Origin of the sequence: uncultured Sphingomonas sp., assembly GCF_934560975.1 — a bacterium.
Taxonomy (GTDB): Bacteria; Pseudomonadota; Alphaproteobacteria; order Sphingomonadales; family Sphingomonadaceae; genus Sphingomonas_I.
Genome location: NZ_CAKTFO010000010.1, coordinates 25,575 through 46,342, shown reverse-complemented (window position 1 = coordinate 46,342; position 20,768 = coordinate 25,575). Strand labels below are relative to the sequence as shown.

19 protein-coding genes are annotated in these 20,768 nt (G+C 67.4%); 10 read left to right on the top strand and 9 right to left on the bottom strand.

Translation table 11 applies throughout. From position 1 onward, the window contains the following. Window positions 1–53: 53 nt before the first annotated feature. A complete protein-coding gene (locus Q0D93_RS08575) occupies window positions 54–602 on the top strand; it encodes a hypothetical protein (protein ID WP_294392928.1) in 549 nt (182 codons plus the stop codon). 143 nt (window positions 603–745) lie between these two features. Further along, window positions 746–1,114, top strand: coding sequence for a hypothetical protein (locus Q0D93_RS08570; RefSeq protein WP_294392925.1), 369 nt, complete (start codon window positions 746–748; stop codon window positions 1,112–1,114). A gap of 51 nt (window positions 1,115–1,165) precedes the next feature. On the opposite strand, the gene Q0D93_RS08565 is transcribed toward Q0D93_RS08570, so the two are convergent. From Q0D93_RS08565 to Q0D93_RS08550, 4 genes are all read right to left on the bottom strand, one after another. Beyond that, a complete protein-coding gene (locus Q0D93_RS08565; RefSeq protein WP_294392924.1) occupies window positions 1,166–1,876 on the bottom strand; it encodes a Crp/Fnr family transcriptional regulator in 711 nt (236 codons plus the stop codon). 147 nt (window positions 1,877–2,023) lie between these two features. After that, window positions 2,024–2,146 (bottom strand): cytochrome bd-I oxidase subunit CydX, encoded by a 123-nt coding sequence (cydX, locus tag Q0D93_RS08560; RefSeq protein ID WP_294392921.1) that lies wholly within the window; start codon window positions 2,144–2,146, stop codon window positions 2,024–2,026. A gap of 17 nt (window positions 2,147–2,163) precedes the next feature. Beyond that, window positions 2,164–3,309: a cytochrome d ubiquinol oxidase subunit II gene (gene cydB, locus Q0D93_RS08555; protein WP_294392919.1), complete on the bottom strand. Its 1,146-nt coding sequence runs from the start codon at window positions 3,307–3,309 to the stop codon at window positions 2,164–2,166. 24 nt (window positions 3,310–3,333) lie between these two features. Next, window positions 3,334–4,905 (bottom strand): cytochrome ubiquinol oxidase subunit I, encoded by a 1,572-nt coding sequence (locus tag Q0D93_RS08550; protein WP_294392917.1) that lies wholly within the window; start codon window positions 4,903–4,905, stop codon window positions 3,334–3,336. 127 nt (window positions 4,906–5,032) lie between these two features. Here Q0D93_RS08550 and cydD point away from each other — a divergent pair, with 127 nt between their 5' ends. Together cydD and Q0D93_RS08540 are read left to right on the top strand one after the other, a co-directional pair. Next, window positions 5,033–6,694, top strand: coding sequence for a thiol reductant ABC exporter subunit CydD (gene cydD / locus Q0D93_RS08545; RefSeq protein ID WP_294392992.1), 1,662 nt, complete (start codon window positions 5,033–5,035; stop codon window positions 6,692–6,694). Then, window positions 6,691–8,334 (top strand): ATP-binding cassette domain-containing protein, encoded by a 1,644-nt coding sequence (locus Q0D93_RS08540; protein ID WP_294392915.1) that lies wholly within the window; start codon window positions 6,691–6,693, stop codon window positions 8,332–8,334. Before cydD ends, Q0D93_RS08540 begins: the two co-directional genes overlap by 4 nt. A gap of 219 nt (window positions 8,335–8,553) precedes the next feature. Here the strand turns inward: Q0D93_RS08540 and Q0D93_RS08535 are convergent, their stop codons facing one another. Beyond that, on the bottom strand, window positions 8,554–10,206 hold the full coding sequence (locus Q0D93_RS08535; RefSeq protein ID WP_294392913.1) for a peptidase S10: 1,653 nt from the start codon (window positions 10,204–10,206) through the stop codon (window positions 8,554–8,556). A gap of 240 nt (window positions 10,207–10,446) precedes the next feature. Between Q0D93_RS08535 and Q0D93_RS08530 the strand changes: the two genes are divergently transcribed. From Q0D93_RS08530 to Q0D93_RS08520, 3 genes are read left to right on the top strand one after another with little or no spacing between them, the layout of a single operon-like run. After that, on the top strand, window positions 10,447–10,863 hold the full coding sequence (locus tag Q0D93_RS08530) for a hypothetical protein (protein WP_294392911.1): 417 nt from the start codon (window positions 10,447–10,449) through the stop codon (window positions 10,861–10,863). A gap of 20 nt (window positions 10,864–10,883) precedes the next feature. Continuing rightward, window positions 10,884–12,458 carry a PepSY-associated TM helix domain-containing protein gene (locus Q0D93_RS08525; RefSeq protein ID WP_294392909.1) on the top strand — a complete coding sequence of 525 codons (1,575 nt, stop codon included), beginning with the start codon at window positions 10,884–10,886 and terminating at the stop codon, window positions 12,456–12,458. Next, on the top strand, window positions 12,455–12,742 hold the full coding sequence (locus Q0D93_RS08520; RefSeq protein WP_294392907.1) for a DUF3325 domain-containing protein: 288 nt from the start codon (window positions 12,455–12,457) through the stop codon (window positions 12,740–12,742). Before Q0D93_RS08525 ends, Q0D93_RS08520 begins: the two co-directional genes overlap by 4 nt. Before the next feature lie 38 nt (window positions 12,743–12,780). Here the strand turns inward: Q0D93_RS08520 and Q0D93_RS08515 are convergent, their stop codons facing one another. From Q0D93_RS08515 to mutM, 4 genes are all read right to left on the bottom strand, one after another. Continuing rightward, window positions 12,781–14,700 carry a peptidase M61 gene (locus tag Q0D93_RS08515; protein WP_294392905.1) on the bottom strand — a complete coding sequence of 640 codons (1,920 nt, stop codon included), beginning with the start codon at window positions 14,698–14,700 and terminating at the stop codon, window positions 12,781–12,783. A 135-nt stretch (window positions 14,701–14,835) separates the two neighbouring features. Continuing rightward, the gene (gene dnaA / locus Q0D93_RS08510) at window positions 14,836–16,221 is read right to left on the bottom strand and encodes a chromosomal replication initiator protein DnaA (protein WP_294392990.1); all 1,386 of its coding nucleotides are present in this window, start codon (window positions 16,219–16,221) and stop codon (window positions 14,836–14,838) included. Window positions 16,222–16,668: 447 nt separating this feature from the next. Further along, window positions 16,669–16,932: a 30S ribosomal protein S20 gene (rpsT, locus tag Q0D93_RS08505; RefSeq protein ID WP_294392903.1), complete on the bottom strand. Its 264-nt coding sequence runs from the start codon at window positions 16,930–16,932 to the stop codon at window positions 16,669–16,671. A gap of 91 nt (window positions 16,933–17,023) precedes the next feature. After that, window positions 17,024–17,839: a bifunctional DNA-formamidopyrimidine glycosylase/DNA-(apurinic or apyrimidinic site) lyase gene (gene mutM / locus Q0D93_RS08500; RefSeq protein WP_294392901.1), complete on the bottom strand. Its 816-nt coding sequence runs from the start codon at window positions 17,837–17,839 to the stop codon at window positions 17,024–17,026. A 46-nt stretch (window positions 17,840–17,885) separates the two neighbouring features. Here mutM and Q0D93_RS08495 point away from each other — a divergent pair, with 46 nt between their 5' ends. The 3 genes from Q0D93_RS08495 to dut all read left to right on the top strand — a co-directional run bounded on the left by Q0D93_RS08495 (window position 17,886) and on the right by dut (window position 20,767). Further along, window positions 17,886–18,617, top strand: a complete 732-nt coding sequence (locus tag Q0D93_RS08495; RefSeq protein WP_294392898.1) for a class I SAM-dependent methyltransferase — start codon at window positions 17,886–17,888, stop codon at window positions 18,615–18,617. A gap of 7 nt (window positions 18,618–18,624) precedes the next feature. After that, window positions 18,625–20,154, top strand: coding sequence for a 2-polyprenylphenol 6-hydroxylase (ubiB, locus tag Q0D93_RS08490; RefSeq protein ID WP_294392896.1), 1,530 nt, complete (start codon window positions 18,625–18,627; stop codon window positions 20,152–20,154). A 157-nt stretch (window positions 20,155–20,311) separates the two neighbouring features. After that, complete coding sequence (gene dut, locus Q0D93_RS08485; RefSeq protein ID WP_294392894.1) at window positions 20,312–20,767, top strand: dUTP diphosphatase; 456 nt, start codon at window positions 20,312–20,314, stop codon at window positions 20,765–20,767. The last annotated feature ends 1 nt before the right edge of the window (window position 20,768 follow it).

Here is a 20,768-nt window from a genome sequence, read left to right as displayed (position 1 = left end):
AAGGCCGCGCCCACCCTTTTCCACGATCCTGCGCCCAGGATGAGGAGTGGCGTATGGCGGTTCGGGAAGACTATCGGAGCATGGTGCCGTTCGCGCGGCGCTGGCACGTGATCGCCGAGATCGACCTGATGCGCATCGTGGCGGAACATGCCGCGATCGAGCATCTGTGCAAGCGGCTGGAGAGCATTGCCGACACCCTGCCCGAACGGCCAAGCCCCGGCGCGGTCGTGATCGTCACGGAGGAGCTGGAAGAGCTGCTGGGGGCGCACAACTCGCACGAGGATCAGGTGCTCGAAGCCATGTTCGCGCGCGACCTGCCGCGTTTGCTGACCCACAGCCTGCTCGACCATATCCACGCGCGCCATATCTCCTGCGCGGTGCAGGCGCAGGACCTCTCCGCCGCCCTCATGGCGGGCGCGGAGGGTGAACATGCCGTCCCCGCGGAAACCCTCGGCTACATGCTGCGCTGCTTTTTTGAAGGGTGCCGCGACGCCATGGCGTTCGAGCAGCTGGCGATCCTGGCGCTGGCGGGCAATCGCCTGACGGACGGCGCGAGAGCCCTGATGACCGAGCGGATGGCGCAAACATGCCGGACGGTGTGAGGCGGCGCTGAGGCTCTTCCAAGCGATCCCCTACCCCCTTCGCTATCAATCACCGATCGCGCGCTGTCCTGGTGCAGAGCGGGTGCTTGCCGCCCCTCAGGCCGCAGGACATAATCGCCCCTGATCGATGGGGGGAGAAGATCATGCGCGTAGGATTTGTCGCATTTGGTTCGGCGTTGGCCGGCCTGTTGGCCGTTCCTGCTTATGCAGCAACGGACAATTACGCGGACGCGCTCCGCACGATGCTGACGCAAGCGGTGGCCGGAAATTGCTCCGCCGAGCTGATGGCTGCTCCCTTGCTGACCGCCTGCCGCGAACAGATCGGGGCGATGGCGACCGACCTCAAGGCGGCCGGCCCGGTCACCACCTTGACCCTGGAGAAAGCGGAGGGCGAGGCAGCCCAGCGCGTCGAAACCTACAAGGTCACCTTCGCCAAGGGCGAGAGCAGCACCTGGCATATCGGCCACATGACCGACGGCAAGTTCCAGACGGTCTATTCCCTCGGCAATTGAGGCGCGGGACAATCGCCCCTGCTTTCTCCCGCACAGGAACGGGCGGCGGGACTAGGCCGGCTCCGCCCGCGCGCCCAGGGCCTCGCGGTCGCGGATGGTGACCGCACGCGCGCCCGGCAGCGCGATGATGCCGGCCGTCTTCAGCTTGGTGAGTTGGCGGCTGACCGTCTCGATCGTGAGGCCCAGCACGTCCGCGATCTGGCCGCGCGTCAACGGCAGGTCGAACGTCACCGGCCCATCCGCCGCGCCGCGACAGCCGGTCTTTTCGGTGCGTGTCGCCATGTCCAGCAGGAAACCGGCGATCCGTTCCTCGGCGGACTGGCGGGCCAGCATCAGCATCCGGCTCCGCGCCTCCGTCAACGCGGCGAAGGTCCGCTGGAGCAGCAGCCGCTCCATCCGCACATGATCCTCCAGCACCCGCTCGAACGGCTTGCGCGGAAATACGCAGAGTTCCGCATCGGTCAGCGCGGTGATCGTGAAGGCGGCGCTGTCGACATAAGGCTGGCCCACGAAATCGGCGGGATAGAGCAGGCCTACGATCTGTTCACGCCCATCGGCGGTAGAGGCGCTGAGCTTCAGCACGCCCGCCAGCAGGTTGCCGCACACGATGCTGTCGTCGCCCGCCCAGACGAACGTGTCGCCGCGCGCGATCGTCTGCCGCCGCCCAAGTTGGTTCAGCGCGGTCAGTTCCTCATCGCTGAGGCTGCCGCACAAGGCCTGGTCACGCACCGCGCAGTCGGCGCAAATCTCACTTGCTGCCATGGCGCCGCATATAGGACCGCCATTCCCGGGTGTCGCCCCTTTTGCGTCCGTTCCTAGCCACGACGTCGTAACGCTTTGGCGCGGGGAACAAAAAAGGCCGGGTGGCAATGTCGCCGCCCGGCCTGTTCTTGGCCTGAATGCCCCGCCTTACTGGTTGGCGGGCGCTTCGCTGTCATCCTCTATCGGCAGGTGGAATTCGTGCCAGATGCCGTTCAGGACACCGAAGCCGATCGCCAGGCCCAGGCCCAGCACCCACGTGAAATACCACATCGTCATACCCTCCCGGATCAATAGAAATCGACGTTGGTGTGGACGTCGTGCGACGTCACCCGGCCGAACATCACCTTGTACGCCCAGGCGGTGTAGGCGAGCACGATCGGCAGGAAGACCACCGTCACGAACACCATGATCCCCAGCGTGTGTGCGCTCGACGAGGCGTTCCAGACCGTCAGGCTGGAATGCGGATCAATCCGCGACGGCAGCAGGAACGGGAACATCGACAGGCCGACCGTGGCGATGATGCCCGCCGCCGACGCTGACGATCCGGTAAACGCCGCCACCTCGTTGCCGCGCCGAATGCCGAACAAAGCCAGCAAAGCGCCCGCAAAGCCCAGCACCGGGGCGATCACCATCCACGGATACAGGCTGTAATTGGTCAGCCAGCCGCCGGTCACCGCCTCGCTGGTGGTGCGCAGCGGATTGGACGGGCCCAGCGGATCGACCGGGCTGGTGATGCGGAAGCCCACGTCGCCATAGGCCACGAACGCCCAGCCGGCCGCGAACAGCAGGATCGAGGCGATGCCCGCCACCGTGCCGATCGCGCGCGCCTTGTCATGCACCGGGCCACGCTCGACCTTCAGCGCGATCCACGCCGAACCGTGCAGCAGCAGCATCGCCACCGACAGCAGGCCGCAGACCAAGGTGAACGGCGTGAACAGGCCGAGCAGGGTGCCTTCGTAGAAGGCCCGCATGTCGCTATCCAGGCGGAAGGGCGCGCCGAGCAGGACATTGCCGACCGCGACACCGAACACCAGGGCCGGCACCAGCCCGCCCACGAAAAGGGCCCAGTCCCAGCGGGTCCGCCAGGCAGCGTCCGGCCGCTTGGAGCGATATTTGAACCCCACCGGCCGCAGGATCAGCGCCGACAGCACCAGGAACATGGCCAGGTAGAAGCCGGAAAAGCTGACCGCGTAGACGAACGGCCAGGCGGCAAAGATGGCGCCGCCGCCAAGGATGAACCACACCTGGTTGCCTTCCCAGGTCGGGCCGACCGTGTTGATCACCATCCGCCGTTCGACGTCGGTCTTGGCGACCCAGGGCAGCAAGGCCGCCACCCCCAGGTCATAGCCGTCGGTCAGTGCGAAGCCGATCAGGAGGACGCCCAACAGCGCCCACCAGATCAGTCGCAACACTTCATAGTCGAAGAATGCCATTGTCTTGATCCTTGCTTCTGGCCGTCAGCCGACGACCGGGGTGGCCGGCAGCGGGCCGGGTGCGGGCTGCGGATCCTCGGAATGATCGTGCGGACCCTTTTTGATGGACGCGATCATCAGCCGGACCTCGATCACGGCCAGCACGCCGTAGAGCAAAGTGAAGCCGACGATGGTGGTCCACAGCGCGCCCCGCGACAGCGACGACGGCGCCAGAAAGGTCGGCAGCACCCCTTCGATCGCCCACGGCTGGCGCCCCAGTTCCGCCACGATCCAGCCCAGTTCGATCGCGACCCATGGCAGCGGGATCGACAGCACCGCCAGCTTCAGGAACCACCGGGTCTGGAGGTGCAGCCGGAGCGAGCAGAGCACGAAGGCGATCGCGAACAATGCGATCAGGTAGAAGCCGATCACGGCCATGACGCGGAACGCCCAGAACATCACCGGCACGTTGGGCACCGTGTCCCATGCCGCCAGGCTGATCTGCTGCGGCGTCGCCATGCGCGGATCGGCCATCTGGCGCTTCAGCAGCAAGGCATAGCCGAGGTCGCGGCCGTGCATCGCGAACTGCTCCCGCGCGGCGATGTCGTTCGGATTGACCTTCAGCTTCTCGACCGCGTCATAGGCGGTGATCCCTGACGCAATCCGCTCCTGCGCCTTCAGCACCAGTTCGGACATGCCCGTCACCTCCTTGTCGAGGCTGCGGGTGGCGATCACGCCCAGAACCCACGGCACTTCCACCGAATAGCGGGTGCTGCGGGCAACCGTGTCGGGCATCCCGAACAGGGTCAGGCCGGCGGGCGCGGGCGTGGTGTGCCAGGCCGCCTCGATCGCGGCCAGCTTCATCTGCTGGTTGTCGGTCAGCGCATAGCCGCTCTCGTCGCCCAGGACGACGACCGACAGCGAGGAGGCGAGGCCGAAGGCGGCCGCGACCGTCATGGAACGCTTGGCGACGCGGGTCCACTTGCCCTTCAGCAGGTAATAAGACGAGATGCCGAGCACGAACACCGATGCGAGCACATAGCCCGCGCTGACGGTGTGGACGAACTTGGCCTGCGCGATCGGATTAAACAGCACCTGACCGAAATCCGTCACCTCCATCCGCATCGTCTCGGGATTGAACTTCGCCCCGACCGGATTCTGCATCCAGCCATTGGCGATCAAGATCCAGGTCGCCGACAGGTTCGTGCCCAACGCCACCAGGAAGGTGACGATCAGGTGTCCGAGCTTCGACAGCCGGTTCCAGCCGAAGAACATCACGCCGACCATGGTCGCTTCGAGGAAGAATGCCATCAGTCCCTCGATCGCCAGCGGAGCGCCGAAGATGTCGCCGACATAGTGTGAGAAATAGGACCAGTTGGTTCCGAACTGGAACTCCATCGTCAGTCCGGTGGCGACGCCCAGCACGAAGTTGATGCCGAACAACTTGCCCCAGAAGCGAGTGATCTCCCGCCAGATGGGACGGTTGGTCATCACGTAAACGGCTTCCATGATGACCAGCATGAAGCTGAGGCCGAGCGTAAGCGGCACGAATAGAAAGTGGTATAAAGCGGTCAGCGCGAACTGCAGTCGCGACAGGTCTACGACCCCGACGTCCATCGATTGTCTCCCCAGGGACCGAGAACGGCCTCCTCGGACAGTGCGGTAGGAGCCTCGCACGCCAGCAACATTGACTCCGGTCAAAGACCCGGACGCCGCGCCGCGGCACGATCGGGCCATGGTTGCGATGACGATCGACAGGCAGGCCGCGCGGGCGCGCCGCCGCTATCTGAAGGGCGTGGTGGCGGATGGCGGGCGGGCCCGCGCCTCCACCACCCTGCTGCTGGGCGACACGCTGGCGGCGGTGGGGTTCGCCGCCGGGCTGGCGCTGGCGATCGTGGCGGTGCCGCATGGAGTAGCGGCAATGCTGCCGTGGGCGTTGCTCGCGCTCGGCTCCGGCATGGTGCGCGGCCTGTGCGCGATGCTCGCCGCGCGGGTGGGGGCCGATGGGGCGCGGACGGCCAAGCTCAACCTGCGCCGCCGGATCGTCGCCGCCGCCCTGCGCAGCCCGCCCGGAGGTTCCGCCACCGCCGGCACGCTGATGAGCGCGGCGGTGGACGAGGTGGACGCCATGGACGGCTATGTCGCCCGCTTCCTGCCGGCGCGAATGGCGGGCGGCATCGCGCCCCTCCTGGTCATGGCCGCGACCGCGGTTGCCAGCCCGATCGCCGCCGGCATCCTGCTGGCGACCCTGCTGCCATTCGTCCTGGCGATGGCGCTGGCGGGCGGCGCGGCGGCGGACGAAAGCCGCAAGCAGTTCACGGCACTGGCCCGCCTGTCCGGCCTGTTCGCCGATCGGGTGCGCGCCCTGCCGGTCGTGCTGGCATTCGGTGCGGCCGAAGGGGAGGCAGAGCGGCTGGGCCATGCGGCCGACGATCTGGCCCGGCGCACCATGCGGGTGCTGCGTGTCGCATTCCTGTCGTCGGGCGCGCTGGAATTCTTCGCGGCGCTCTCCGTGGCGCTGGTCGCGGTCTATGCGGGCTTCAACCTGCTGGGGCTCCTGCCCTTTCCCGTGCCGGAGAAGCTGGACCTGACCCGCGCCTTCTTCATCCTGGCGCTGGCGCCGGAATTCTACGCGCCGATGCGCCGGCTGGCCGCCGCATACCATGACAAGCAGGCGGCGGAGACGGCGGCCGAACGGCTCGACGCGGTGGAGGCTGTCGCGGTTACGTCCGGCCATGCGGCGGCACGGCGCCTTACGGCGGCGCCCGACCTGCGGTTCCGCAACGTGGCGATCCGCTATGCCGGGGACAAGACGGCGGCCGTGTCCGGCTTCTCGCTCGACGTGCCCGCCGGCGGCATCGTGGCGCTGGTCGGCCCGTCCGGCAGCGGCAAGAGCAGCCTGCTCCACCTGCTGCTCGGCCTTGCACCCTTGAGCGGGGGCGAGGTGCTGGTGGATGGCCTGCCGCTCACCGAAACCGGTGGCGTGGCCGCATCGGCGGCATGGGCCGGACAGATGCCGCTGATCGTGGCGGGCACGGTGCGCGACAACATCCTGCTCGCGCGGCCCGATGCTGGCCAGCAGGAAGTTGCGGCGGCGATCCGCGCGGCCGGGCTCGGCCCCGCTCTGCTGGCGCGCCGCTGCGGCCTGGATGCGCGGATCGATGCGCGCGGCGGCGGCCTGTCCGGCGGCGAAAGGCGGCGCATCGCCCTGGCGCGGGCGCTGTTGAAACAGGCGCCCTTGCTGCTGCTGGACGAACCGACCGCCCATCTCGACGATGCGTCGGAGGAGGCTCTGGTCGCGGTGATCGCGCGGGCCGCACGCGACCGCACCACCCTTATCGCAACCCATAGCAAGCAGCTGGCGGCCATCGCCGACCGCATCGTGCACCTGGGAGTGGAGTCATGACCGAGCGGCTGGAAAGCTTGATTGCCGGCGAACGGCATCGTCAGCACCGGTTGCTGCGCAGGGCCGCCCTGTTCGCCATGCTGGTGGCGACATCTTCGGTGCTGCTGCTGGGCCTGTCCGGCTGGTTCATCACCGCCGCCGCCGGCGCGGGGCTGGCGGGCGTCGCGGCGGCGCAGGCGTTCAACTACATGCTGCCCAGCGCCGGCATCCGCCTGCTCGCGATCGTGCGCACCGGAGCGCGCTATGGCGAGCGACTGGCTAGCCACGAAGCGGCCTTCAGCGCGCTCGCCCGGATCCGCCCGGCCTTGTTCCGGGCGCTGGCTGCGGCGCCGGGTGGCCGTGCCCTTGCCGTCACCACGGGCGAGGCGACGGCCCGGCTGGTGCAGGACGTGGACGCCATCGAGGCCCGCTTCGTGCGCCTGCCCGCGCCGTGGAGCGTGGCGGCGGCGTTGGCATCCGGCGTCGCGCTGACCGCCCTGGGCGGATGGTGGGCAGCCTTGTCCACCGCCCTCTGCCTGGCCATGCTGCTGATCGCCACACATCTGCTGACGCGCCGCCTGGCCGCGCCCGGCCGACAGGTTCAGCAGGCCGCCGGCGCGTTGAAGGAGGAAATCGCCGGTCTGTGCGAGGCCGCGCCCGAACTGCGCTGCTACGCCTTGGAGGCGTGGGCGGCCGACCGCGCGCAGGTGCGAAGCCGGTCGCTGGCGGATGCGCAACATGCCCAGGCCCGGATGCTGGGCTGGCTAGAACTGTTCCAGGCGACCGCCATCGCACTCGCCGCGATCCTTGCCGCCTTGCTCTCGCACGCGGCGGGTGGGCCGATCGCAGCGCTGGCCGCGCTCGCCGCCGCGATGACGGTGGACGGCGCATCGCCTTTGCTCCGCAGCTTCGCCCAACGCAGCGCGGTCGAGGAAGCGACGGCACGGATCGATGCGATCTTGCAAGGTGCCACGCCGCGCCGTCCCGAGCAGGAGATGGCGGTTGCGCCAACGATCGACCTGATCCTGCACAGGCCTCATCGCCTGCATCCGGGCGAGCGGGTGTTGATCGGCGGCCGTTCGGGTTCAGGCAAGACCACCCTGATCGAAGGTATGCTCGGCCTGCGCCTGCTGGAGAGCGAGCGGGTCCGGATCGCCGGCAAGGACGCTGCCGCAATCCCCGATGCCGTGCGCCGCCGCTGCTTCGGCTGGTCGCCGCAGGACGCCGCCTTGCTGTCGGGCACGGTCCGCGACAATCTGCTGCTGGCCCGGCCGGACGCCGACGAGGCCGCCTTGTGGGCGGCGCTGCACGATGCCGCGCTGGACCAACGGGTGCGCGCCTTGCCGCAGGGCCTCGATAGCTGGGTGGGTGAAAACGGTGCCCGTTTGTCCGGGGGCGAACGCCGCCGGCTGTCACTGGCCCGCGCCTATCTGGCGGACGCGCCCTGGCTGCTGCTGGACGAGCCCAGCGAAGGGCTGGATGCCGCGACCGAGGCGCTGGTGCGCAGCCGGCTGGCAAACAGGCTGGCACGGACCGGACAGGGCCTGATCCTGACCAGCCACAGCCCGGCGCTGGCGGCCCTGGCCGATCGGGTGATCCCCATCGAACCGCCGGCGCCGTGCTCCCTGCCCGGCCACGATGCCCTGCCGCTGGCATCCTGAGCACCGTCCCGGCGAAACCATGTGCCGCGCCAAATATTGCCGCTCCGGATTGGCATACTCGGCGCGCGCCCTCCCCGCCGTCGCCCCTGCGGAGGCAGGGGCCCATGTCTCTCCGTCGCATACCGCCATTCCGGGCAATCTCTCTGCCAGTATCTAGGCGAAAGAGAGATCGGACCCTGCCTCCGCAGGGGCGACGGTGAGTAGCCGACTGCTCCGCTCTTAGTTCGGGGTGGAAGGCGTCGGCGCAGCGCCCGCGACCGATCCCGGCTGCGGCGGCGTCGGCTGGCGCGCGACGTCCACGGCGTGGTCGTACCACGCCGCCAGGTCGCGCTTCATGGCGTGCAGAGCATCCGGATTCAGATACGCCATGTGGCCCGCCGGATAATATGTGAAGCGCAGATTGCCCTGCTGCGACCGCTCCAGCATCATGTGCGACAGGTCATTCTCCGTCCCGAAGAACGGCGTGGCCATGTCGTACCAGCCGTTCATGGACAGCACCTGCAGATAGGGGTTGGCCCGCATCGCCGCGCCAAGGTCGACGGCGGTGTTGGGGTTGTTCTGCTGCCCCATGCGGTTGGGCGCGTCATGCTTCCAGTTCCAGGTCCAGCCCGCCGCGTCGCGCGCCGACAGGCGATACGGCATGTCGGTGTTGTAGCCGAGCGTGTGCGTCACATAATCGTGGAAGGTGGCGATGAACGCGCCGGAGATGGCGTCGGACGACGCATCGGTTTCCGGCCGGTCGCCCGCCGCATCGACATCGACACCGGTGTAGCGCGCGTCGAACCGGCCGATCGTCTGGCGGGTGCCGCGCAGCAATTCCTTCTGGAATCGCGGCAGGTCGATGCGCAGATTGGCGCGCTTGATGTAATCGGGGTTGATGCCGATCAGCTGGCTCATCTGCTCGGCCACCTGATCGCGCTCCGCATCGGAAATCGCCTGCCCCTTGGCGAGCGCGGTCATGTACGGGCCGGTGGCGAAGGCGCGCGCCTGGGCGACGATCGTGGCGACATCCGCCGGCCGGTTCGGGATGCGGTTATGATACCAGGCCGTCGCCGCATAGCTGGGCAGATAATTGAGGTAGACCTGATCGAGCCCCGGCTGGCGATAGCCGTAGTTCATGATGCTCGACAGCAGCACCACGCCGTTCAGCGCCATGCCGCGATCCTGCAACTGATACGCCAGCGCACCCGAACGTAACGTGCCGTAGCTTTCGCCGAACAGGAATTTGGGGCTGTTCCAGCGGCCATATTTGGTGGCGTAGCGCAAAATCGCCTTGGCGAACGCGTCCGCATCCTCATCCACGCCATAGAAGGCGCCCGGCTTCATGTCGCCGAGCGGGCGGGAATAGCCGGCGCCGATCGCGTCCAGGAAGACCATGTCGGTCTTGTCCAGCAACGTGTCCGGGTTGGGGCCGAAATCATAGGGTGCCGGGCGAATGAATTCGGGATTGCCGGTCTTCAGCCGCATCGGCGCGAACGATCCCATGTGCAGCCAGAAGGTGGGGCTGCCCGGACCGCCATTGTAGAAGAATGTGATCGGCCGTTTGGTGCCCGGCTTGCTCCCGTCAAGCGTATAGGCCGTGTAGAACATCGACGCGGTCGGCTTGCCTTCGATGTCGCGGATCGTCAGCGTGCCGGCGGTGGCGATGTAGGGCAGGATCTTGCTGCCCACCGTAACCTTGCCGCGCGATGTTTCCGCACGCTCCTCGATCGGTGCATTGGCATATGCCGCCTCGACCGCGTCCTTCTCCACTTCGGCATTGGCCTTGCCGGCGGGCTTGGCCGCGGCGCCGCCGCTTTTCCCTGGCCCGTCCTGCGCGGCCAGAGCGGGGGAAGCGGCAAGAAGCAGGGCAGCGGCAAGGCCAAGGCGCATGATCGTTCCTTTTCGATGACGATCGGCGTCTAATCACCGCCGCCCCGGCCACGCAAGCGGCTCGCCAATGCGTTCCATCAACAATATCCCGGCAATTCATTCGGATGCGGCGTCCACCAAGCGTGCGGGCGGCTCCAAGACCCGGTTCCACCCGCATCATCCGCCTGCCCTGTCGTGGCGGTTTACTTCCGCGCCATCCATGCTATTGCGAGTTACACGCATTAGCCGGAGAATACGGACATGCTCACATCGCCGACATTCCAGCCGAACGGTTCGATCCGACGGGGGGTGTCCGTCACCTGGCCCGTTGCCACTGACGGGGCGGCGAAGCGGACGGCCGGCACGCCCAGGATCGGCAGCAGGGCGGCAGTCGGCACGGCGGATCGGATCGCCGTCGGCCTCCGCATCCTGGCGGCGACGTTGGGCAATTACGCGGTGACCTCGCTCGCCATCGCCCTGCTCGCGCGGCTGCTGCCGATGCAGCGGGCCGAGGCGACGATGACCGCGACGCTGGCATCCTTTGCGATCTTCGCCGTGATCGCCATGGCGTCGTTCGGCGTGCGATCCATCGGGCGGTGCTGGGCATGGCTCGCGGGCAGCGGCGCCCTGCTGACGCTGGCCCTGTGGCTGTCGCTGGTAATGGCGGGGCGGGTGTGAAGGAGGGATTCCGCCAGTGCATGGCGTGGCTTCACACCTGGACGGGCCTGGTGCTCGGCTGGCTGTTGTTCGCCATGTTCACGACGGGAACCACCGCCTATTTCCAGGACGAAATCACCCGCTGGATGCAGCCTGAACAGACCGAGCGCGTCTCGCCGGCCCGGGCGGCCGAGGGGGCGGTGCGCTGGCTTACGCAAAATGCGCCCGGCGCGGCCAGCTGGTACATCACCCTGCCCAATGCGCGCGGGGTCGGCACCACCGTCTACTGGCAGCCGGGTGAAAAGCCCGCCGCCGCCCCGGCCGACAAGCAGGCGAATGGCAAGGCCAAGGGGCGTTCACACCGCGCGGAGACGCAGGCGACCCTGGACGGCCAGGGCAACACGGTGGAGACGCGCGACACGCGCGGCGGCTTCTTCCTCTACCGCTTCCATTTCGACCTCCACTACATGCCCGTTATGTGGGCCCGTTATCTGGTGGGGGTGGCCGCCATGTCCATGCTGGTCGCGATCCTGTCGGGCATCGTCACCCACAAGAAGATCTTTGCGGACTTCTTCATGCTCCGGTTCGGGCGGGGACAGCGCAGCTGGCTGGATGCGCACAATGTCACGGCGGTTACGGCCCTGCCGTTCCACCTGATGATCACCTATACGGGACTGGTGACGCTGGCGACGATGTACATGCCGTGGAGCGTTGCCGCCAATTACGCGTCGCCCATGAGCTATTATCAGGAAATGCGTGGGGATTTGCCCCCGGTCGCGCCCTCCGGACGGGTGGCCGCGCTCGTGCCGATCGGCCCGATCCTGGCGGAGGCGAGCCGCCGCTGGGACGGCGCGGATGCCGGCGTGGTGATCGTCTCCAATCCCGGCGATGCGACCGCGAACATCACGGTGACGCGTGCCTGGGGTGCCGGCATGGGCACGCGTGGACCGTCCTTGACCTTTTCCGGCGTTTCCGGACGGATGCTTTCCGCCAGCCCGGCCCAGGGCAGAGCCACCGCCACCGAAAGCGTGATGGTGGGCCTGCACGCCGGCCGTTTCGCCAATCTTGCGTTGCGCTGGCTCTATTTCCTGGCGGGGGTCGGCGGAACGATCATGGTCGCCAGCGGGCTGGTGCTGTGGACGGTGAAGCGGCGCGCCAAGCTGCCCGATCCCGCCCGCCCGCACGTCGGCTTCCGACTGGTGGAAAAGCTGAACGTCGCCACCATCGCCGGGTTGATGGTAGGGCTGGCATGCTATTTTCATGCCAATCGGCTGCTGCCACTCCACCTCGCCGATCGCGCGGAGTGGGAGATCAACAGCCTGTTCATCGCCTGGGGCGCCTGCCTGGTGTGGTCGATCGTACGGCCGGCACGGCGGGCGTGGGTCGAGGTGCTGGGCGTGGGCGCGGTTTTGTTTGCCGCCATCCCGCTCGTCAATGCGCTCACCACCGCGCACAATCCGCTTGCCAGCCTGCTTGAGGGCGACTGGCTGTTCCCGACCTTTGACGTGGTGATGCTGGTCACCGCCTGGGTGCTCGCCCTTGCCGCCCTGAAAGTGCAACGCCGCCGTGCGCCAGCGGGCCGCCGCGCACCGCCCAAGGAGCTTGCCGCGGCATGATCCACCTGCTCGTCCTGCTGGTCGCGATCGCAGGCTTTGCCGGGCTGCTCTACGGCACGCCGCGGCACCAGCTTTGCCTGGTGGGACGCACCTTGCCGTCGCGGATCGGTACACGCGTGCGATGGGCCGGCTGGGTACTGCTGGTGGTCAGCTATGCAATGGCGGTGCTGTTGCTGGGCGGCGGCTATGGAACGGTGGAATGGGCGGCGCTGCTGACCGTCGCCGCCCTGCTTTCCATCGTCTATCTGACGTTGCGCACGATCGCTTACGAGGCGCGCCGCTAAGGCCTGGCCCGACGCGGCCCGCCCCTGTCATCACGCGGTCAGCGCGGCGCCAGCAGGCGGTCGAGCCCGCCATCGCCCTTTCCGACCTTTTCCAGTTTCGGGTAACGCGGCCCGCCATGATAATCGATCGTGAGCGTGCGGAAACGCGCGCCGTTCTTTACGATCAAGCGGATGGGATCCTTGCCGTCCTTGGCGGTCAGGATGGCCGCCTTGACCGCCTCGCCCGAATAAGCCTCGTCATTCACCGCCTGGATCTGCGTACCGACATCGATCCCGGCCTTGAAGGCGGGCGAGTCCCAGATGGTCGCGCTCACAATTCCGTCATTGCCGACGACCACACCTAGCGAATAGCTGAGGTCGACATTCTTCTTGGTCGCCTCGCCTTCCTTCAGGAAGCGCGACTGCTCCGGCCCATAGACCAGGCGGTAGCCGTTCATGGCGAAACCCTGCGTCGGCGCGGGCTGGCCGGTTTCGGTCAGCCGCTTGTTCAGGAACCCCGCCCAATCATAGGGCATGAGTCCGTTGAGCGTGGCGACCACGTCCTCGAACCGGTAGGTCACCTCGCCCCAATCGCCGTCACGGATGCCGAAAAAGGCGCGCGCGAAATCGTCCAGCGATTTGCCGCCGCCGGATTTCTGGCGGAGCATCGCGTCCACCTCCATCCACACCATCAGCCCCTCGTTGTAATAATCCTCCGACCGCTGCCAGCTGGTCCAGCCCTTCGGTCGTCGTTGCGAGATGACGGGATCGTTGGTGGTGTCGATCAGCGGCCGCCACTGCCGCGCGGGCGCGGTGTCGTAGATGCCCAGGATCGAGGCATAGGCGTCCAGCGTGTCCTGCTTGGACACCAGCCCCGACCGCGCCTGCAGCACATAGCCCCAGAATTGCGTCTGGCCTTCATAGACCCACAGCGACTGGTCGTGCATCGGCTGGCGGAAATCCGGCGTCCACAACTCCGCCCCGCGCCGGAACTTGCCGTCCCAGCTATGGGTGAATTCGTGCGGCAGCAGGTTGCGCGCGGCGACATTCTGGTCCCACTCGGTAAAGTAACCGGTGCGCGACCCGTTTTCGGAACTGCGATGATGCTCCAGCCCGATCCCGCCCAGCTGATCGGACAAGGACAGCAGGAATTCGTAATGGTCGTAATGCTGCGCGCCGAAGGTCTTCACCGCCTGGTCGACCAGCTTGCGATGCGCCTCGATCTGCTCGGGTTTGGCCGCCAGCATGTCGGGTTTGTCGGCAAAGACATTCAGCCTGACACGCGGGCTGAGCGGCCAGACCTTGCCGTAGCGCCCGGCCAAGATCGGTGAGTCGACCAGAATTTCATAATTGGTCGCATCATAGACGTAGGTGGATCCGCTCGCCTTGCTCGGGATCGCGCCGGCCGCGGTGAAGCCGTCCGGGAAACGGGCGGTCATCCGCACCGGGATCTGGCGGGTGAAGTAACCGGCGGGATAGAGGCTGACCGAGTTCGGCTGCAGGCTGACCAGATTGGGCGTCATCACCACCCGGCCCTGGTCGGCCTTGGTCGCCGACACGAATTGAAAACGCACGTCCAGCGTGGTCGCCCCCTGCGGCACGTCGATGTGGAAGGCGTATACGTCTGTCCGATCGCGCGTCCACGGTACGGTCTGGCCGTTGGCGGTGATGACCAACCCCGCCAATTTCTCGATCTGCCCCGTGGGCGAATGGTTGCCGGGCAGCCATTTGGGATAAAGCAGCACCATGTGCCCGCCGTCGCGCACGGGGATCGTTTCCGTCACCCGAAAGATGCCGCGCTCGGTATCGGTCGCGTCCACATCCAGCAGGATCGTGCCGCCCGGGAACGGCGTGTCGCGCGCCGTCGGGATCGTGTCGACCACGGCCAGCGGCTGGGGCGCGGAATTGCCCGGGGGCACTTGCGCCAGCGCGGGCAGCGCGGAGGAAAGCAGGAACGCAGTGACAGCCGATCGGATCATGAAGCGCCGCATCTCTCAAGCAAAGGAAGATGCGCTCGTTATCAGGTCAGCGCCGGATTGCGACATGGCATTGAAAAAACATGCGATCCGCCGCGTTCCACGGGCGGATCAGGCGATTGCCGCGATGGGTGGGGATCAGCCTTCCAGTTGGCGCATCAGCAGGCGGACGTCGCCGTCGATCTCGGCATCCTTGACGCGCAGCGCCTCGATCGTGCGGACGGCGTGGATCACCGTCGTGTGATCGCGCCCGCCGAAACGCCGGCCGATCTCCGGCAGCGACCGCTGGGTCAGCTGCTTGGCCAGGTACATGGCGATCTGGCGCGGGCGGGCGACTTCGCGGGCACGGCGGGCAGAGCCCATCTCCGCCTGGCGGATGCGATAATGCTCGCACACGCGGCGCTGGATCTCGTCGATGGTCACGCGGCGCTGGCTGGCGCGCAGCTGTTCCGCCAGGGCGTTTTCCGCGAACGCCACGTCGATCTGGCTGTTGCTGACATTGGCCAGCGCCACCACCCGGTTGAGCGCGCCTTCCAGTTCACGAACGGAGGCGCTGATCCGCTTGGCAAGGAACATCGCCACTTCGTTCGACATGGTGCCCGCCGGCATCGCCTCAAGCTTCTTGAGGATGATGTTGTAGCGCAGCTCGAAATCGGCGGGGTTGAGGTCCGCCACCAGGCCCCACGACAGGCGCGACTGGATGCGGCTCTCGATGCCGTCCAGGTTCTGCGGGCTGCGATCGGCGCTGATCACCAGGCGGCGCCCGGCCGAGATCAGCTCGTTCATGGTGTGGAAGAACTCGTCCTGGGTCGAATCCTTGCCGGCGATGAACTGCACGTCGTCGATCATCAGCACGTCGGCGCTGCGCAGCCGCAGCTTGAAGCTGTGCACGTCCTTGGCGCGGAGCGCGGCCACGAACTCGAACATGAACTTCTCGGCCGACATGTAGACGACCTTGGCATTGGGGAAGCGCGCGCGATATTCCTTGCCGATCGCGTGCATCAGGTGCGTCTTGCCGAGGCCGACGCCGCCATGCAGGAACAAGGGATTGAAGGCGAGCTTGCCGCCCTCCGCCAGCGTGCGCGCCGCATTGTAGGCAAGCTCATTGGCCTTGCCGACCACGAAATTGTCGAAGCTGAAGCGCGACGCCAGCACGCTGCCCGGCTGATGCTCGGCCTCGGCCGGCGCGGCGTCATCCTGCGGCTCGGGCGTGGGCTCCGGCGCGGGCGCGTCCACCGCCACCCGGCCCGGCGCGTCCATCGCGGCCTCGATCGCGATATGGCGGACCTGCGGCAGCATGGCGCGCCACGCGGCCGAAATCTGTTCGGCGAAGTGATTCTGGATCCAGGTGGCCATGAATGCGGACGGCGCCTCCAGCCGCACCTCGCCCGCGTCCAGGTCGCACTCGCCCAGCTGCAGCTGCTTCAGCCAGCCGTCGAAGATGCGCTCGCCGCAGCTGCGACGCAGGCTGGAACGGATCGCGTCCCATGCTGCCTCGACTGGAAGCAGTCCGTCTTCATGCATCTTCAGGCCTGCCTTCACTTCATGCTCCCACCCATGCCGCACCCGTTGCCGAAAGCACCTCGCGGCACACCGGTTCGATCAGGGCGGACAAGACTCAACGCTCGCGCAACGAGCCCCCGTGCGCGCCGACGATTACATTCCATCGGTTGGCCCGAACCGGAGAATCACCGAACGGGCAAGCGGACCTTAGGTACATCGCGAGGCCCCTTTCAAGCGCAGGAACCGTCACCGACTTGAAATAAAGGGGCTTGACGGCGGAAGTCCGCCAAATTTGCCGGAAGCACCATCCATGTGACTGATATGTATGGGTTTTCTTGTTTTGATCGCTTGCCCGGGGACAAAGAATCAAGCGATTTCGGACCATTGCCGGAGGCCGGACGGCGAACAGCAAAAAGCCCGCCGGCGGGTGCCGGCGGGCTCCTTGAAAGCCGATCGGAAAGCGCGGCTTCAGCCCAGCGCCGCAACCCGCTTGGTCAGGCGCGCAAACTTGCGGCTGGCCGTGTTCTTGTGCAGCACGCCCTTGGACACGCCACGCTGAAGCTCCGGCTGGGCCGCGGCCAGCGCGGTCGCCGCCGCATCCTTGTTGCCTTCCAGCAGCGCGCTCTCGACCTTCTTGATGAAGGTGCGGATGCGGCTGACGCGCGCGCCGTTGACTTCGGCGCGGCGATCGTTGCGGCGGATGCGCTTCTTGGCTTGCGGCGTGTTCGCCATACTTTTCGTGACCTCAAGATTCAAAAGGAATGGCGGCGCCGGGCAGGCCCGCACCGTGAAGCGCTGGCTGTACCGAAACCCGCCGCGTTCGTCAACGCTGACACTTCGGACACCACCAGGTCGAACGTCCGCCGTCCACCTGCCGCAGGATGGTGCCGCCGTCGAACGGGCAAGGCTGCTCTTCGCGCCCGTAGACACGAAATTGCTTGGAGAAATAGCCGAGCTCGCCATCGGGCCGGGCATAATCGCGCAGGGTGGAGCCGCCCGCTTCGATCGCCGCCTCCAGCACCTGCGGGATCGCCGCCACCAGCCGGGCGAGCGCGGGCCGCGACACCGCCCCGCCGGGCTTGCGCGGGTTGATCCGCGACAGGTTCAGCGCCTCACACACATAGATGTTACCGAGTCCCGCCACGACTCGCTGGTCCAGCAGCAGCAGCTTGATGGGTGCGATTCGACCGTCCAGCCGCCGCGCCAGATAGTCTGCCGTCATCTCCGGGCCGAGCGGCTCCGGCCCCAGGGCGCGAAAGGCGGGGAAATCCTCCACCGCGTCGGTCGGCAGTAGGTCCAGCGATCCGAATCGGCGGGGATCGTTGAGCGCCAGCCGCCGCCCCTCCTCCGTCTCGATCAGCAGATGGTCGTGGGTGCCTATCTCCTCCGGATCGACCCGCCAGCGCCCCGACATGCCGAGGTGGAAGACCAACGTATCGCCGCGATCCGTGTCGATCAGGCCATATTTGGCGCGGCGGCGCAGCCCCACCACCCGCGCGCCCGTCATCCGCTGGCGAAGGTCCGCCGGGATGGCGCGGCGCAGGTCGGCGCGGCGGGGCTCCACCCGCACCAGGCGGCGCCCTTGCAGCACCGGGCGCAGGCCGCGCACGGTTGTTTCGACTTCGGGCAGTTCGGGCATGGCGACCGCCTAGCCGATCCCGCATCGCCCCGCTATGGCCGCTCGCATGACCGAGACCGTCTCGTTCGGCTATGCCGAAGTCACCCCCGCCGAAAAGACCGCCAAGGTCGGCGAAGTGTTCGCCCGCGTGGCGCGCCGCTACGACATCATGAACGATGCCATGTCGGGCGGCATGCACCGCCTGTGGAAGGATCGCTTCGTGGCGCGGGTGAAGCCGCGCGCCGGCGAACGCATCCTCGACATGGCGGGCGGCACGGGCGACATCGCCTTCCGCATGCGCGCGCGCGGCGCCGACGTCACCGTGTCCGACATCAACCCCGCCATGCTGGATGTAGGCCGGCAGCGCGCGGCCAAGAAGGGCATCGCCGGTCTCGACTGGTCGGTGCAGAATGCGGAAACGCTGAGCTTCGGGGATGCCGGCTTCGACGCCTACACCATCGCCTTCGGCATCCGGAACGTCACCCATATCGACCGCGCGCTGGCGGAGGCGCATCGTGTGCTGAAGCGCGGCGGGCGCTTCTTCTGCCTCGAATTCTCGACCACCCTCTGGCCCGGCTTTGCCGACGTGTACGACTTCTACTCGCACCGGATCGTGCCCAAGCTGGGCAAGATGATCGCGGATGACGAGGAGAGTTACCGCTACCTGATCGAATCGATCCGACGTTTTCCGGACATGGAGCGGTTCAAGGGCATGATCGCCGACGCCGGCTTCGTCCAGGCCAAGGCGGAGCCGATCCTAGGCGGGCTGGTCGCGATCCATTCCGGCTGGAAAATCTGACCGGCGGATGACCCAGCCGATCACGCATATCTGGCGCCTGCTGCGGTGGGGACGGACGCTGGCGCGCCATGGCGCGCTGCGCGGGGTGGAGCGCGACCCCAATACCCCGGCGGCGGTGCGGCGACTGATCAAGCTCGCCCATATCGGCCTGCGCGTGCCGCGGACGCCGCGTTATGCCGACGCCTTCCAGGCGATCGGCCCGGCGGCGATCAAGCTGGGCCAGGCGCTCGCCACCCGCCCCGATCTGGTCGGCGAAGAGGCGGCGCACGATCTGACGCGCTTGCAGGATTCGGTGCCGCCGGTCTCCTTCGACCTGATCCGCCACGCGATCGAAAGCAGCCTGGAGCGGCCGCTGGAGGCCCTGTTCGCCTCCTTCGATCCGGAGCCGATCGGCGCGGCCTCCGTCGCGCAGGTTCACCGCGCGGTCACCACCGACGGGCGGCAGGTGGCGGTCAAGGTACTGCGTCCCGGCATCGAGGACGAGCTGCATCGCGCGATCGAGACCTATGAATGGGCCGCCGCGCAGGCCGAGGCGATGGGCGGCGAACTCGCGCGCCTGCGCCCGCGCCTGACCATCGCCACCTTCCGCCAATGGACGTTGCGCGAACTCGACCTGCGGCGCGAGGCGGCGTCCGCCTCCGAACTGTCCGAGCATATGGCGGCCGAACCCGGCTTCGTCGTGCCCGCGATCGATTGGTCGCGCACCACCCGCCGCGTGCTGACGCTGGAGTGGATCAACGGCGTCAAGCTGTCCAAGCGGGCGGAACTGGTCGCCGCCGGGCATGACATGCGCGCGCTCGCCGCCCTGCTGGTCCGCGCCTTTCTGCGCCAGGCGATCAGCGACGGCTTCTTCCACGCCGATCTGCACCAGGGCAATCTCTTCGCCTTGCCGGATGGGCGCATCGCCGCGATCGATTTCGGCATCATGGGCCGGGTCGACCGGCGCGCGCGGCTGTGGCTGGCCGAGATCCTGCATGGCCTGATCACCGGCAATTACGAGCGCGTGGCTGAAATCCACTTCGAGGCGGGCTATGTCCCGCCGCACCACAATCTGGCCGAGTTCACCACCGCGCTGCGTGCGGTGGGCGAGCCAATCCGGGGTCTCCCGGTCAAGGACATCTCCATCGGGCAGATGCTGGACGGCCTGTTCGCGATCACCCGCGATTTCGACATGGCGACCCAGCCGCACCTGCTGCTTTTGCAGAAGACGATGGTGATGGTGGAGGGCGTCGCCACCGGCCTCGATCCCGACATCAACATGTGGGAGGTGTCCGGCCCGTTCGTACGCGAATGGCTGCGCGACGAACTGGGACCGGAGGCGTGGTTGGCCGACCGCCTGCGCCGCGATTTCGGCACCTTGCTCGCTCTCCCCGATCTGCTCCGCCGGATCGAGGCGCGCTATCCCGCGCCCGGCGCCGCCCCGCCACCCCCGCCGCTGGCGGAGGTGCAGGTCGTCCGCATCGGTGGCGGCTGGCGCTATGGCGTGGTCGCGCTGCTGGCGGGGGGGCTGGGTGCCGCCGCCGCCTGGCTGCTGTAAAGTCCGTTCCACATCCGCAACGGGCGGAACTTGCCCCTGCCTCCGACGCTTTCCCCTCATCCCGCGCCAACATAGGTTGATGCGGACGGTGTATGAGTAGCATTGCGTATCGGCCGGGCGCTGGAATTGGATAGCCGCGCTCGGCTAAGACGGGGCCATGTCGCAGCTCCCCTCCCCTATCCAGATCCGCCTCAAGCGCCTGCCCCACGGCGACGGGCTACCCTTACCCCGCTACGCCACCGATCAGGCCGCCGGGCTGGACATCGTGGCGGCGGAAACCGTCACCGTGCAGCCGGGTGCGCGGATGGCGATCGCCACCGGTTGGGCCATAGCCATCCCGGACGGCTATGAGGTGCAGGTGCGGCCCCGTTCGGGCCTGGCGCTGAAGCATGGCGTCACCTGCCTCAACACGCCCGGCACGATCGACGCCGATTATCGCGGCGAGGTGAAGGTGATCCTCGCCAATCTCGGGCAGGAGCCGTTCCATGTGGCGCGCGGCGAACGGATCGCGCAACTTGTGCCCGCCCCGGTCCAGCGGGCCGCCTTTGCCGAGGTCGACGTGCTCGACGAAACCGCGCGAGGCGAAGGCGGATTCGGCTCGACCGGGCGGTGAC